At 69.6% G+C, this 13,438-nt stretch carries 12 protein-coding genes; 9 read left to right on the top strand and 3 right to left on the bottom strand.

Going from position 1 to position 13,438, the window contains the following annotated elements:
* Positions 1 to 2: 2 nt before the first annotated feature.
* From NP80_RS06620 to NP80_RS06600, 5 genes are all read left to right on the top strand, one after another.
* Positions 3 to 845 carry an ABC transporter permease gene (locus NP80_RS06620; protein ID WP_006403908.1) on the top strand — a complete coding sequence of 281 codons (843 nt, stop codon included), beginning with the start codon at positions 3 to 5 and terminating at the stop codon, positions 843 to 845.
* 33 nt (positions 846 to 878) lie between these two features.
* On the top strand, positions 879 to 1,703 hold the full coding sequence (locus tag NP80_RS06615; protein WP_035948092.1) for an ABC transporter permease: 825 nt from the start codon (positions 879 to 881) through the stop codon (positions 1,701 to 1,703).
* Positions 1,704 to 1,740: 37 nt separating this feature from the next.
* The gene (locus NP80_RS06610; protein ID WP_006411670.1) at positions 1,741 to 2,586 is read left to right on the top strand and encodes an ABC transporter ATP-binding protein; all 846 of its coding nucleotides are present in this window, start codon (positions 1,741 to 1,743) and stop codon (positions 2,584 to 2,586) included.
* Between the two features lie 148 nt (positions 2,587 to 2,734).
* Positions 2,735 to 3,679, top strand: a complete 945-nt coding sequence (locus tag NP80_RS06605) for a TauD/TfdA dioxygenase family protein (protein ID WP_006411665.1) — start codon at positions 2,735 to 2,737, stop codon at positions 3,677 to 3,679.
* Between the two features lie 174 nt (positions 3,680 to 3,853).
* Positions 3,854 to 4,801, top strand: a complete 948-nt coding sequence (locus NP80_RS06600; RefSeq protein ID WP_006411678.1) for a TauD/TfdA dioxygenase family protein — start codon at positions 3,854 to 3,856, stop codon at positions 4,799 to 4,801.
* A gap of 72 nt (positions 4,802 to 4,873) precedes the next feature.
* On the opposite strand, the gene NP80_RS06595 is transcribed toward NP80_RS06600, so the two are convergent.
* Positions 4,874 to 6,535, bottom strand: a complete 1,662-nt coding sequence (locus NP80_RS06595; protein ID WP_035948095.1) for an ABC transporter substrate-binding protein — start codon at positions 6,533 to 6,535, stop codon at positions 4,874 to 4,876.
* 279 nt (positions 6,536 to 6,814) lie between these two features.
* Between NP80_RS06595 and NP80_RS06590 the strand changes: the two genes are divergently transcribed.
* Both NP80_RS06590 and NP80_RS06585 read left to right on the top strand, forming a co-directional pair.
* Complete coding sequence (locus NP80_RS06590; protein WP_006411674.1) at positions 6,815 to 7,222, top strand: DUF427 domain-containing protein; 408 nt, start codon at positions 6,815 to 6,817, stop codon at positions 7,220 to 7,222.
* 259 nt (positions 7,223 to 7,481) lie between these two features.
* Entirely contained in the window at positions 7,482 to 8,471 is a 990-nt protein-coding gene (locus NP80_RS06585) for a sulfonate ABC transporter substrate-binding protein (RefSeq protein ID WP_035948097.1), read from the top strand.
* A 21-nt stretch (positions 8,472 to 8,492) separates the two neighbouring features.
* Here the strand turns inward: NP80_RS06585 and NP80_RS06580 are convergent, their stop codons facing one another.
* On the bottom strand, positions 8,493 to 9,074 hold the full coding sequence (locus NP80_RS06580) for a putative glycolipid-binding domain-containing protein (RefSeq protein WP_006411673.1): 582 nt from the start codon (positions 9,072 to 9,074) through the stop codon (positions 8,493 to 8,495).
* Between the two features lie 244 nt (positions 9,075 to 9,318).
* Here NP80_RS06580 and NP80_RS06575 point away from each other — a divergent pair, with 244 nt between their 5' ends.
* Entirely contained in the window at positions 9,319 to 10,488 is a 1,170-nt protein-coding gene (locus tag NP80_RS06575; RefSeq protein ID WP_045593258.1) for an MFS transporter, read from the top strand.
* Here the strand turns inward: NP80_RS06575 and NP80_RS06570 are convergent.
* A complete protein-coding gene (locus tag NP80_RS06570; RefSeq protein ID WP_006409893.1) occupies positions 10,470 to 11,627 on the bottom strand; it encodes an iron-containing alcohol dehydrogenase in 1,158 nt (385 codons plus the stop codon). The two genes, NP80_RS06575 and NP80_RS06570, sit on opposite strands and share 19 nt — an antisense overlap.
* A 330-nt stretch (positions 11,628 to 11,957) precedes the next feature.
* Between NP80_RS06570 and NP80_RS06565 the strand changes: the two genes are divergently transcribed.
* Complete coding sequence (locus NP80_RS06565) at positions 11,958 to 13,346, top strand: uracil-xanthine permease family protein (RefSeq protein WP_006403922.1); 1,389 nt, start codon at positions 11,958 to 11,960, stop codon at positions 13,344 to 13,346.
* The last annotated feature ends 92 nt before the right edge of the window (positions 13,347 to 13,438 follow it).

The following is a 13,438-nucleotide window of genomic DNA, read 5'->3' as shown; positions in this document are numbered from 1 at the left end:
CGATGAGCGACACCGCGATCCCGATCCCGTCGTCCGACCTGCATGCGCTCGGCGCGTCGTCGCGCCGTCGCGCGGCCGTGAAGCGGCTGGCGTGGCTGCTCGCGCCGTGGGCACTGCCCGCGCTGCTGTTCGCGCTATGGAGCGTCGGCAGCGCGCGCGGCTGGATCGCGCCGCAGATCCTGCCGCCGCCCGATCAGGTCTATCAGGCGCTCGCCGAACTCGCGGCGAGCGGCGATCTCCTGCGCCATACGCTGATCAGCCTGCAGCGCGTGCTGGTCGGTTTCGCGGCCGGCACGCTGCTCGGCTTCGCGATCGGCGCGGCGCTCGGCCTGTCGCGGACGTTCGAAGCATACGTGCTGCCGAGCTTCAATGCGCTGGTGCAGATTCCGGTGCTCGGCTGGCTGCCATTCCTGCTGCTGCTCGTCGGCGTCGGGGAGCCGCTCAAGTACCTGCTGATCGCGCATGCGGCATTGGTGCCGGTCACGCTGAGTACGCTGCAAGGCTTTCGTCAGACGCCCGCCGCGCTCGACGAGGTCGCGCGCGGATTCGGCTACACGCGCCGCCAGCGCATCGTTCACGTCGTGCTGCCGGCCGCCGTGCCGACACTCGCGACCGGCGTGCGGCTCGCGTTCACGAAGTCGTGGCTCGCGCTCGTCGTCGTCGAACTCGTCGCGTCGTCGGAAGGACTGGGCTACCTGATCGTGTACGGCCGGCAACTGTTCCAGCTCGATCTCGTGATGGCCGCCGTCGTCGTGGTCGGCGCGGTCGGCCTGCTGATCAACCGGCTGCTCGACGCGCTCGAAGCGCGCCTGCGGCGCGGCGTGCCGTCCGCGTTTCGCGGCTGACGCCGCGCGCCGCGCTTCCCGAGGAATCCTGTCATGCCGCATTCTGCTACGCCGATATCGCACGACGCACCGCGCGCTACCGTCTTGACGCGACGCCGCCAAGCGCGCGACTGGCGCGGCCTCGTGCTGCCGCTCGCCGCGGTCGCGATCTGGTGGGCGATCGCATCCGCACATCTGGTCAACAGCGGGCTGCTCGTCAGCCCCGCCGACGTGCTGCACACCGCATGGACGCAGATCGCGAGCGGCGCGCTGCTCCGCGCGCTGTCGGCGTCGCTTGCGCGCGAAGCATGCGGCTTCGCGATCGGCGCGACGGGCGGGCTTCTGCTCGGCACCGCGCTCGGTTTGTCACGCGTCGCGACGCGCGTCGTCGGCCCGAGTTTCGACACCTTCAAGCAGATCTCGCTGTTCGCGTGGATCCCGCTGATCTCCGTCTGGTTCGGCCTCGGCGACGTCGCGAAGGTCGTGTTCCTGTCGCTCGCCGCGCTGCTGCCGGTCGCCGCGCATACCTGCGACGGCATTCACGCGGTACCGCGTGCCTATGTCGACGTCGCGCGTGCGCTGCGCTATTCGCGGCGTCAGCTCGTGCGGCACGTGATCCTGCCGGCCGCGCTGCCGTCGATCTTCACCGGGCTCTACCTCGGCCTCATTTATTCGTGGCTCGCGACGCTCGGCGCCGAATACCTGCTCGTCGCGGGCAGCGGCATCGGCAACACGCTGATCGACGGCAGCGAGCAGTTCCGCATGGATCTCGTGCTGTTCGGCATCATCGTCGTCGGCGCGACCGGATGGGCGCTGAACGCGCTCGCCCGCGCGCTCGAGCGCAAGGTGCTCGCGCGGCGCGGCGACCTGAACGCCTGATCGTCCCTTTCCCCGTGACTTCCTACGCCTCTCCGCCATGACGACCCTCGCCTCCGATTCGCTCGACATCCTTCACGTGAGCAAACGCTATGCGCAGCGCGGCGCCTCGCTCGCCGTGCTCGACGACGTGTCGCTGCACGTGCGCGCCGGCGAGTTCGTCACGATCGTCGGGGCGAGCGGCTGCGGCAAGTCGACACTGCTGCGGCTGATCGCGGGCCTCGACACCGACTATGCCGGCGAGATCCGCGCGGGCGACGAGGTCGTACGCGACACGTCGCTGCAGCGCGGCATCGTGTTCCAGGATCACCGGCTGTTCCCGTGGCTGACCGTCGCGCAGAACATCGAGGCCGCGCTGCGCAACGCGCCACTCGATGCGCAGCAGAAGCGCCGTGCGGTGGTGGATCACATCGCGCTCGTTGGGCTGAACGGCTTCGAGCACGCGTATCCGAACCAGTTGTCGGGCGGGATGGCACAGCGCGTCGCGATCGCGCGCGGCCTCGTGAATCGTCCGCGCGTGCTGCTGCTCGACGAGCCGTTCGGCGCGCTCGACGCGCAGACGCGCGCGCGCATGCAGAACGAGCTGCTGCGCATCTGGGAACAGGAGCGCATCACGATGATCCTCGTCACGCACGACGTCGACGAAGCCGTCTATCTCGGCGATCGCGTCGTCACGATGGCGCCACGCCCCGGCCGCATCGAGCGCATCGTCGACGTCGCGCTGCCGCGCCCGCGCCGCCGCGATTCGCCGGAGTTCGCGCGGCTGCGCGCCACGGTGCTCGCCGACTTCGACGACGGCGGCGACGGCGATCTCCCGGGTGGCACGCCTGCGCGGGCCGATACGCCGCACGCGCAGCGGATCGGCGCGTGGCGGCTCGCCTGGTAGGCACCCGCGCACGCGTCGTCGCATCGCACGCCCGCGCATATCGATCGTTCGCATCCGCACGCTAAGGTTGTGACGATTGATCGGTTCCGGTTCCGCGCGGTCCCTGCTTGAATGGAAACCCGAACGTCCTCACCTCAGGAGACTCCCGATGTCCGAAGTCCAGCACGCCGCTCACCCGTCATCGCACGCCGCGCCGCGCACGGCCGCTGCCCCGCTCCAGCTTCGTCAGGTCGCCGGCAGGATCGGCGCCGAAATCTCCGGCGTGCGGCTGTCGGCCACGCTCGACGATGCGACGTTCGACGCGATCCAGGCCGCGCTGCTGCGCCACAAGGTGCTGTTCTTCCGCGGCCAGCATCATCTCGACGATGCCGCGCAGGAAGCGTTCGCGCGCCGCTTCGGCGACACCGTCGCGCATCCGACCGTGCCGTCCGTCGACGGCAGCGCACATCTGCTCGAACTCGACTCCGCGCACGGCGCGCGCGCCAACTCGTGGCACACCGACGTGACCTTCGTCGACGCGTATCCGAAGATCTCGATCCTGCGTGCCGTCGTGATCCCGCCCGTCGGCGGCGACACGGTCTGGGCCAACACGGCGGCCGCGTATGCGCATCTGCCCGACACGCTGCGCACGCTCGCCGATACGCTGTGGGCTATCCATACGAACGCGTACGACTACGCGTCGACGCACGTGCACGCCGACGAAACGCAACTGAAGCGCTACCGCGAAGTGTTCACCTCGACCGTCTACGAGACCGAGCACCCGGTCGTGCGCGTGCATCCCGAAACGGGCGAGCGCACGCTCGTGCTCGGCCACTTCGTGCAGCGGATCAAGGGCCTGTCGACGCAGGATTCCGCGCATCTGCTGCAGGTCTTCCACGAACACGTGACGCGCCTCGAGAACACCGTGCGCTGGAGCTGGCAGGAAGGCGACGTCGCGATCTGGGACAACCGCGCGACGCAGCATTACGCGATCAACGACTACGGCGATGCGCGCCGCGTCGTGCGTCGCGCGACGGTGCACGGCGACGTGCCGGTCGCCATCGATGGCCGGCAAAGCGTCGTGCTGAAAGGACCGGGCACCACGCTGCAGTAATTCAGTCATGCGTGTCGCGCAGGCCGGAACGGCGATGCGTCGCCGTCCATGCCTGCGCGGCCGCCCGTGCCGCGTTACCGGAAACCCGACCATGCATCCACGTCCGCCAAACCGGCTCGCCAGCCTGTCGCGATGTCGGCCGTTCGTTCCGTTCACTTCCGCCAGGAGCGTCGCATGAGTGCCCTACTCGAACCCGCCGGCCAGCCGATCGACGTGATTCCGCTGTCCGCCCACATCGGCGCGGAGATTCGCGGCGTCGACCTGACCCAGCCGCTGACCTCCGGGCAGATCGCCGCGATCCGCGACGCACTGCTGAAATGGCGCGTGATCTTCTTCCGCGAACAATTCCTCACGCACGAGCAGCACGTCGCGTTCTCCGCGCAGTTCGGGGAACCGACGGTCGGCCATCCGGTATTCGGACATGTCGAAGGACACCCCGCCGTCTACTCGATCGCGAAGCACCGCAAGGCGACGCGCTTCGAAGGCGAACCGGTGCGACGGCCGTGGACCGGCTGGCATACCGACGTCACCGCGGCCGTGAATCCGCCGTGGGCGTCGATCCTGCGCGGCGTGACGATTCCGCCGTACGGCGGCGACACGCAGTGGACCAATCTCGTGCGCGCGTACGAGACGCTGTCCGCGCCGCTGCGCGGCTTCGTCGACGGGCTGCGCGGCATTCACCGCTTCACGCCGCCGGCCGGCGCGCGCGCGACCGGCGCCTTCGACGAAGCCGTCGAGCGGCGCCCGCTCGTGACCGAGCACCCGCTCGTGCGCGTCCATCCGGAAACCGGCGAGCGTGCGCTGTACGTGAGCCCGAGTTTCCTGAAATCGATCGTCGGGCTGACGCCGCGCGAAAGCCACGCGCTGCTCGAACTGCTGTGGGAACACGTGACGCGGCCCGAATTCACGATCCGCTTCAAGTGGGAACCGCGCAGCATCGCGTTCTGGGACAACCGCGCAACGGCGCATCTCGCGCCCGTCGACATCTTCGATCTCGACTTCGATCGCCAGCTCTACCGCACCACGCTCGTCGGCGACGTGCCGGTCGGCCCGGACGGACGGCCGTCGGTCGCACTCGAAGGCTCGCCGGTAGAGGCCGCGGCGGCGGTCGCGCTCAACTGACGCGTCACGCGCGCACGGACCGGCGCGCCGGTCCGTCGTCGCCAGCACCGCGATTCACCGCGCCACTGCGCATCATTCGAGCCACACGCCGTCGAACCGATGCCCGCCGAGCGGCGAAAACACGAGCCCGTGCACACGCTTCGACACCGGCAGCGACACGATCGACGTCGCGATCGGCGTGAACGGCACCTGATCCTTGAACACGACCTGCGCCTGCTCGTACAGCGCCGTGCGCTTCGCGACGTCGGCATTCGTGCGCGCCGCGTCGACGAGCCGCTCGAAATCCGCGTTGCACCACTTCGCGAGATTGCTGCCGTGCACGGCGTCGCAGCCGAGCAGCGCGCCGAGCCAGTTGTCGGGATCGCCGTTGTCGCCGGACCAGCCGTACAGGATCGCGTCGTGCTGGCCGTCCTGCTTCGCGCGCCGGTTGTATTCGCCCCACTCGTAGCTGACGATCTTCGCGCGCACGCCGATCTTCGCCCAGTCCTGCTGGATCAGTTGCGCCATCAGCTGCGCGTTCGGGTTGTACGGCCGCTGCACGGGCATCGCCCACAGCGTCAGGTCGAAGCCGTTCGGGAATCCCGCGCGCGCGAGCAGCGCCTTCGCGGCGGCCGGATCGTGCGGCGCATCCTTCAGGCGCGGGTTGTACGACCATTGCGCCGGCGGCATCGGGTTGGTCGCGATCGCCGCGTCGCCGTTGAAGACCGTCCTCAGGATCGCAGCCTTGTCGATCGCCATGTCGAGCGCGCGCCGCACGTCGACGCGATCGAGCGGCGGATGTTGCGTGTTGTACGCGACGAAGCCGACGTTGAACCCCGTTGCAGAGAACAACGTGAGCGACGGGTTGCGCCGCACCGTGTCGAGATCGGCCGGGCGCGGGAATACCGACACCTGGCACTCGCCGCTCGTCAGCTTGTGCAGGCGCGTCGCCGGATCGGGCGTGATCGAGAACACCAGATGCGCGAGCTTCACGTCGTCGGGCTTCCAATAGTCGGGATTCGCGTCGTAGCGGATCACCGCGTCCTTCTGATACGCGCGCAACAGGAACGGGCCCGTGCCGACCGGAAACTGGTTGATGTCGGCCTCGCGATGGCGCGCGGCAAGCTGCGACGCATACTCGGCCGACAGGATCGACGCGAAGGCCATCGCGAGATTGCGCACGAACACGACGTCGGGCTCTTTCAGCGCGAAGCGCACCGTGTAGTCGTCGACCTTTTCGATGCGTTCGATATTGCGGTCGAAGCCGAGGTCGCTGAAGTACGGAAAGCTGACCGGGTATGCCTTGCGGAACGGATCGTCGCGATCGAGCATCCGGCGGAACGTGAAGACGACGTCGTCGGCCTGGAACGCGCGGGTCGGCTTGAACCATGCGGTCGTCTGGAATTTCACGCCGCGCCGCAGGTGGAACGTATAGACGCGCTGGTCGGCCGACACGTCCCAGCTCGTCGCCAGCCCCGGCTCGAGGTCGAGCGTGCCGCGCCGGAACTGCACGAGTTCGTTGTAGATCGTATGCGTGCTCGCGTCGAAATCGGTGCTCGTCGTGTGCTGGCCGGGATCGAAACCGGCCGGGCTGCCTTCGCTGCAGAACACGAGCGTGTTGCCGGCCGGCGCGGCAAGCGCGGGCGACGCGGCCCCGGCCAGCATCAGCGACGCGGCGACGCAGCGAAGCGCGCTCGCGAACGGCGATACGTTGCGCGCGCGACGCGCGGCGGGCGAGATCAAGCGGATATTCATGGCGATCGAAACGGACGGCGTTCATACGAATGAAGACGGACGATCTTCGCGCCTGTCCCGCCGATCGCGAACCAATCGATTCGCTATTGCTTATCGCGATCGCTGCATCCCGGCGCCGTTGCATGAAAACGTCCGCGCGAGCGCCGGGGCGAGCCTGGCGTCATCCGGCCCCTGCAGGTTCTGCGGAATCGGCGCATCGTATCGGTTGGCCGGCCGGTCTCCGGCGCACGCATGCCGGGATACGCCGCCTTCGCCCCGCCCATACCAGGAGGACACACGATGCCTGACAGCCCCGATCCGCAATCGCGCCCCGTGAAGACGCCGGGCCCCGACCATCCGATCACGGTCTCGCCGCACCGCTCGCGCGTAGTCGTTACCGTGGCCGGCCGCACCGTCGCCGATACGCAGCGTGCGCTGGCGCTGCGCGAGGCCAGCTACCCGGCCGTGCTCTACATTCCGCGCGAGGATGTCGACATGGCACTGCTGCAACGCACCGACCATGCGACGTACTGTCCGTACAAGGGCGACTGCGCGTACTACTCGATCCCGTCCGGCGGCGCGCGCGCGGTCAATGCGGTCTGGACGTACGAACATCCGTATCCGGCCGTCGAAGCGATTCGCGGGCACCTCGCGTTCTATCCCGATCGCGTCGATTCGATCGTCGACAACGCGGCCGGCCCGGATTGAGCGTCGACGGCGCCCTGCCTGCATGCCGCCGCCGCGATGCGATGCGCGCTGCGCCGCCGCACATCGCGCGAGCCGCTTTCGCACTGCGCCGCGGCTGATTTGCATATGCGGATTCGTTGGTTGGCCGCCGGCGCGCGCCGACGTATCGTGCTGAGTCCGGCGCGGACCGCCGGTTGCGCGCATCGCCGCATCCGGTCCCGCCGTGCGCCGACCGCGCCGCATTCGCGCGCGGCCCGCTTTCCGCACGCAGGACGCTTCCATGAACGACACATCGCACGCATACGTCGAAACAGGCGCAGCGAACGCGCAGCGCCGCCGCTGGCTGCAACGCGCGGCCGCCGGCGTCGCCGGGCTCGCGCTCGGGCCGCTCGCGGGGCTGCCCGCGCATGCGCAGGACACCACACGGTTGCGCATCGGCTTCCAGAAATACGGCAACTTCGTCGTGCTGAAGGCGCGCGGCACGCTCGAAAAACGGCTCGCGAGCCAGGGCGTCGCCGTGCAATGGCTCGAGTTTCCGGCCGGCCCGCAACTGCTCGAAGGACTGAACGCCGGCGCGATCGACGTCGGCACGGTCGGCGAAACGCCGCCGATCTTCGCGCAGGCGGCCGGCGTCGATTTCGTCTATATCGGCAACGAGCCGCCTGCGCCGCACGGCGAGGCGATCGTCGTGCTGCCCGACTCGCCGATTCGCAGCGTCGCGCAGCTGCGCGGCAAGAAGGTCGCGTTCAACAAGGGCTCGAACGTTCACTATCTGCTCGTGAAAGCGCTGCAGCAGGCAGGCCTCGCCTACACCGACATCCAGCCGATCTATCTGACGCCGGCCGATGCGCGCGCCGCGTTCGTGCAGCGCAACGTCGACGCGTGGGCGATCTGGGATCCCTATCTCGCCGCGGCCGAACGGCAGCTCGGCGCGCGCGTGATCGCGAACGGCGAAGGGCTCGTACGCAATACGCAGTACTACCTTGCCGCACGCAAGTACGCGGCCGCACAGCCGCAGGTGCTGCGCGCGCTGCTCGACGAGATCGACGCGGTCGATCGCTGGGGACGCGACCATGTGGCCGACGTCGCCACGCTGCTGTCGCCGCTCGTCGGCCTCGACGCGCCGACGCTCGAAGTCGCGCTCAAGCGCACCGGCTACGGCGTGCAGCCGATCGCGGACGCGACGCTCGCATATCAGCAGAACATCGCCGACACGTTCAGCACGCTGAAGCTGATTCCGGGCAAGATCAGCGTCGCGTCCGCGCGCTGAGCGGCCGCTGCATGCGTTGCATTACGGCGCGCGTGTCGCGCCGATGCGTCGCCACTCGTCGTAGTCGATCACGAGGCCCGCTGCGTCGACCGTGAGGTCGGCCGCATACGTGCCGCTCTCGTAGCGGTACGCGTTCGGTGCGATCCGCGTGTAGCGCTGCTCGCCGCACACGATGTCGAACGCGGGAAAGCGCAGCCATGCGGTCCGGATCGCGGCGGCATCGCCGACTTTCAGTGCAAGGCGACGGATCGGCAGCGTGTTCGTCGACGGACTGAAGCCGAGATCGACGTCGGTCGCGCCGTCGAGCGCGGGCGCGTCGACGCCGTCGATCGTCCATCGGCCGCCGTCGCAGCGCAGCTCGATCTGCCGCGCGGCCGCACCGATCCAGCGCGTCACGCGCGCCGATCGCGTGAGCCAGTCGGCATCGCATGCGATCGCGTAGTCGACGCGAAACGGCGTGCCGTCGATCGCACCGGCGACGCTCCCCGACAACTCGATACCGTCGCGCCCATCGACGAGCCGGCACCATTCGGCCGCGTGCCAGGTCTGCGCGATCTGCCATGCGACGCAGTGCGTATGGGTCGGTTCGTGCCGTTGCGTCATTCGTTGCCTCCGTTCGATTGCCGTCGTACGCCGCAGTGCAGACGCCATGGAGGCGATTCTCGCGCATCGCGCGGCGTCTGCGTACGGGTAGGACGGTCCGATCTTGCATGCGCGCCGGCGGTGCGCTAACGTGCGCGTTTCCGGGATAACCGAAGCCTCGCGTCGAAACCCATCCGTCGATTCGATCCGACGCGGCCGTCCGTTGCCGGGCCCCGCCGCGTCGCGCGTACTGGAGGGGTCTGCGTTGGACGTTCGCGTTTACCTGCTCGCCGCCGCCGTGTTTCTCGCCGGCGTCGCCGAAAACATCTGCGTCGGCATCCTGCCGGCGATCTCCGCCGGTCTTGACGTATCGGTCGCGGCCGCCGGCCAGCTCACGACGATCTTCTCCGCCGTATTCGCACTCGCCGCGCTCGTCGCGGCCGCCGCCGTCGCGCGCATCGAACGGCGCACGGCCCTGCTCGCGTCGCTCGCCACATTTGCAGCCGCAAACCTGCTCGCCGCCGCGAGCGCCGGGTATGCGAGCCTATTCGCCGCGCGCATGCTGATGGCCGCGAGCTGCGCGATGCTGATCCTCGTCGCGACGCGCCTGGCGGCCGAGCTCGCGACGCCGGCGCAGCGCGGCCGCGCGATCGGCATCGTGTTCATGGGAATCAGCGCGTCGCTCGTGCTCGGCGTGCCGATCGGGATGCGGATCGCCGACTGGGCCGGCTGGCGCGCCGTGTTCGCGTCGCTCGCGGTGCCCGCGCTGCCGCTCGCGGTCTGGCTCGGCCGCCGGCTGCCGCGCATCGCGGCCGTCGATGCCGGCGCCACCGCGCCGCGCGCGCACGCGCCGCCGTATCGCGCCGTGCTCGGCCGCCCGACGCTGGTCGCCGCGCAGCTCGTGTCGGTCGCGATGATCGGTGGGCATTTCACGCTGTTCGCCTATCTGACGCCGTATCTGCAGGCGGTGCTATCGCCCGGCGCCGCCGCGCTCGAAGCGTTGTACGTCGCGTTCGGCATCGCGGGCGTGATCGGCGCGTGGGCCGGCGGCGCACTGTCCGACCGGCTCGGCGCGCGACGCGCGCTCGTCGCCTGCCCGGCGCTGTTCGTCGTCGCGATGGCCGTGCTGCCGGCCGCCGCCGCGACGCCGCTCGCATTCGTACCCGCGATGATGCTATGGGCTGCGGTCAGCTGGGCGATCTCGCCGATCGCACAGAGCCATCTGATCCACGCGGCGCCCGCGCTCGCCGATGCGAGCGTCGGCATCAACGTGTCCGCGATGCATGCGGGCGTCGCGCTCGGCTCCGCATTCGGCGGCGTACTCGTCGAGCGCGGCGCGCTGCTGCTCGCACCGTGGGCCGGCTGCGCGCTGGTCGCGCTCGCGCTGGGCTGCGCGTGCGTCGCCGCGCGATCCGCTCACCACGCGCGCCGATAGATCTCGAGCGCGTCGGCCTCCGTCACTTCGCGCGGATTGTTGACGAGCAGGCGCGTCTGCAGCATCGCGTCCGCGGCCATCCGCGGCAGATCGCCTTCGCCGATGCCGACCTCGCGCAGCGTCCGCGGAATGCCGGTCGCGACGATCAGCCGGTCGATCTCGTCGATCAGCGCATGCGTCTTCGCCTCGTCGCTGCCCGTCGCCGACGGCGCGACGATCGCCGCGAGTTCCGCATAGTGCGGCGCGGCCGCTTCCGCGTTGAAGCGCAGCACATGCGGCAGCACGAGCGCGTTCGACAGCCCGTGCGGCACGTGGAAAATGCCGCCGACCGGATACGCGAGCGCATGCACGGCCGCGACCGGCGCGTTCGCGAACGCCTGCCCCGCGAACATCGCGCCGACCAGCATCGCTTCGCGCGCGTGCCGGTCCTGGCCGTCGTCGCATGCGGCGAGCAGATTGCGCGACAGCAGCGTCAGCGCCTGCACGGCCAGCATGTCGGACACCGGATTCTTTAGCCGCGCGGACGTGTAGGCCTCGATTGCATGCACCATCGCGTCGATGCCGGTCGCGGCGGTCGCCGCGCGCGGCAGCCCGAGCGTCAGCTCGGCGTCGAGGATCGCTACGTCGGCGAACAGATGCGGCGACACGACGCCCATCTTGCGCGCCTCGCCCACCGTGACGATCGACACGGCCGTCACCTCCGAGCCGGTGCCGGCCGTCGTCGGCATCTGCACCAGCGGCAGCCGCTCGGTGTCGACCTTGTCGACGCCGTACATGTCGGCGAGCGCCTGCCGCCCCGGCGCGAGCACGGCGATCAGCTTCGCGACGTCCATCGACGAACCGCCGCCGAGACCCAGCACGATTTGCGCATCGGCCGCGACCGCGCGCGCCGTCGCGTCGAGCACCACGCGCTCGGGCGGATCGGCGATCACGTCGTCGATCACGGTCACCTGCCAGCCGTGCGCGGCGAGACTGTCGAGCGCGGGCGCGAGCACGCCGCTGCGGTGCAGGAACGCGTCGGTCACCACGCACAGCCGCGCCAGCGCCGGAAAGCGCTCGCGCAGCAGCGCGCCGAGCCGGCGCGCGGCGCCGTATTCGACGATCAGCGTCGGGACGGTGCGGAATTGAAACGGGTTCATCGGGCCTCCGGTGGCGTCGCCGCGCCGGGGTCCGGCTGCACGATGCGGCGGGCGCGGCTGGCGAGCCATCGAATGATCGCGCCGACGCCGCGCCGCTGCAAATGCGGCGTTTCCCGATGGGCGACGGCAGCGGTGCGGCGTGGCCGCGCATGCTGCGCGGGCCACGAACGCGACGCGGTACGACTGCCTGCGACCACCGGTCCACCCGACGGCCGCGCGCGCCAACGGCCCGCCCGCCGCCGCGCGGCCCGAATACCGGCGATCCGCGCCGGCGCCGTCGGGCCCTTCGGCTAAAATGCCGCACTTTCCATCCTGTCCGGCCCGCTCGCCATGCAACCCGCCTCCCACGCCCAATCCGCCTCCCACGGCGCCGACGACGCAGAATCGGCCCGCGACCTCGTCTACGGCCCGAACGATCGCCCTGCGCCGATGGTCGCGTTCGTCGCCGCGCTCCAGCATCTGCTCGCGATCATCGTGCCGATCGTCACGCCCGGCCTGCTGATCTGCCAGGCGCTCGGCGTGTCGAGCCACGACACGACGCTGATCGTCTCGATGTCGCTCGTCATCTCCGGGATCGCGACCTTCGTCCAGTGCAAACGTTTCGGCCCGCTCGGCGCCGGGCTGCTGATCGTCCAGGGCACGAGCTTCAACTTCGTCGGCCCGCTGATCGCGGGCGGCAGCCTGATGGTCAAGCAAGGCACGCCGGTCGAGACCGTGATGGCCGCGATCTTCGGCGTCGTGATCGCCGGATCGTTCGTCGAAATGGGCGTGTCGCGCATCCTGCCGTTCGTGAAGCGGCTGATCACGCCGCTCGTCACGGGCATCGTCGTGCTGCTGATCGGCCTCACGCTGATCAAGGTCGGGCTCGTCAGCATGGGCGGCGGCTACGGCGCGATGGCGAAAGGCACGTTCGCGAGCGCGCAAAACCTGACGCTGTCGTGCCTCGTGCTCGGCACGATCATCCTGCTGAACCGCGTGCCCGTCGTCTGGGTGCGCAGCACCGCGCTCGTCATCGCGCTCGCGATCGGCTACGCCGCCGCCGCGTTCCTCGGCCGCCTCGATTTCACCGGCATGCATCAGGCCGCCGTGTTCCAGGTGCCGACGCCGCTGCATTTCGGGATCGGCTTCTCGTGGTCGCTGTTCGTGCCGATGCTGATCATCTACCTCGTCACCTCGCTCGAAGCGATCGGCGACGTCACGGCCACCAGCAAGATCTCGAAGGAGCCCGTCGAAGGCCCGGTGTGGATGCAGCGGATCAAGGGCGGCGTGCTCGTGAACGGCGCGAACTCGCTGCTCGCCGGCGTGTTCAACACGTTCCCGAGCTCGGTGTTCGCGCAGAACAACGGCGTGATCCAGATCACGGGCGTCGCGAGCCGCTACGTCGGCATCTGGATTGCCGCGATGCTCGTCGTGCTCGGCCTCTTCCCCGTCGTCGCCGGCGCGCTGCAGGCGGTTCCGGAACCGGTCCTGGGCGGCGCGGCGATGGTGATGTTCGGCGCGGTCGCGGCCTCCGGCATCAACATCCTCGCGGGCATCCAGCTCGATCGGCGCGCGCTGCTGATCATCGCGGTGTCGCTCGCGCTCGGTCTCGGCGTATCGCAGGTGCCCGACATCCTGAACAGCCTGCCGCACGCGCTGAAGAACGTGCTCGAATCGGGCGTCGCGACGGGCGGCATCTGCGCGCTCGTCATGAACTGGTTCTTGCCTGAGAAGAAGTAATCAAAACAACACGGCGGCCCGCAGCGCGGGCCGCTTATTTCCCCACTTTCCCCATCGCCATGCCCGCCGCATGCGGCCGCGCGTCTCGTCCC

The organism is Burkholderia multivorans ATCC BAA-247, assembly GCF_000959525.1.
GTDB lineage: Bacteria > Pseudomonadota > Gammaproteobacteria > Burkholderiales > Burkholderiaceae > Burkholderia > Burkholderia multivorans.
This window is presented reverse-complemented; position numbering and strand designations above follow the sequence as displayed.